Source organism: Erwinia sp. ErVv1, assembly GCF_900068895.1.
Taxonomy (GTDB): domain Bacteria; phylum Pseudomonadota; class Gammaproteobacteria; order Enterobacterales; family Enterobacteriaceae; genus Erwinia.
The window spans coordinates 1-568 of the sequence record NZ_CDPK01000025.1 but is presented as its reverse complement, the minus strand read 5'-3'; the positions used below and the strand labels follow the sequence as shown (position 1 = coordinate 568).

General features: G+C 62.4%; 1 protein-coding gene. It reads left to right on the top strand.

What is annotated here, in order from left to right; genetic code table 11:
* Window positions 1-248 precede the first annotated feature (248 nt).
* Window positions 249-568 (top strand): hypothetical protein (locus tag A1830_RS23560; RefSeq protein ID WP_231877688.1); only part of this gene is annotated, 320 nt, incomplete at its 3' end.

The following is a 568-nucleotide window of genomic DNA, read 5'->3' as shown; positions in this document are numbered from 1 at the left end:
GAGGTTGGCTGATTGCAGAGTTCACTCCGCTTTCAAACCTGCCAGGGATTACCTGTAACACTCGAAACCATCCTTACCCGCAGCCAGCACAATGCAATAAGCAGACGGGTGGGGCCCGGTGACAGGCAATCCGCAGCGCTGAGCGTAGAGAGGAAGACCCGGATGGGCCAGCAGGGAGGCTGGCACAAGGGCATGCCGGGACAGGGATGTCCCGTCATGCCCGGTCCGAAAGGTCNAGGAAGACCCGGATGGGCCAGCAGGGAGGCTGGCACAAGGGCATGCCGGGACAGGGATGTCCCGTCATGCCCGGTCCGAAAGGTCGACGAGCGGAGCGAAGGCACCGTGCGAAGCACGGCGTGAGGACCGCCTGGCACCGGGCACCACCCGTTGGCGAAAGCACCAGGCCATTAGCCAGCCAGGCACCGTCCGTTGGCGAAAGCACTAAACCCTTTGCTGGATCGGACACCACCTACAAGCGACACCCCCGATCTTTGCCATATGGGTCACTACCCGCAGACGGCATCCACGGCCTTTACAGCATCAGGCATAACCCACAGGCTACGGCCCT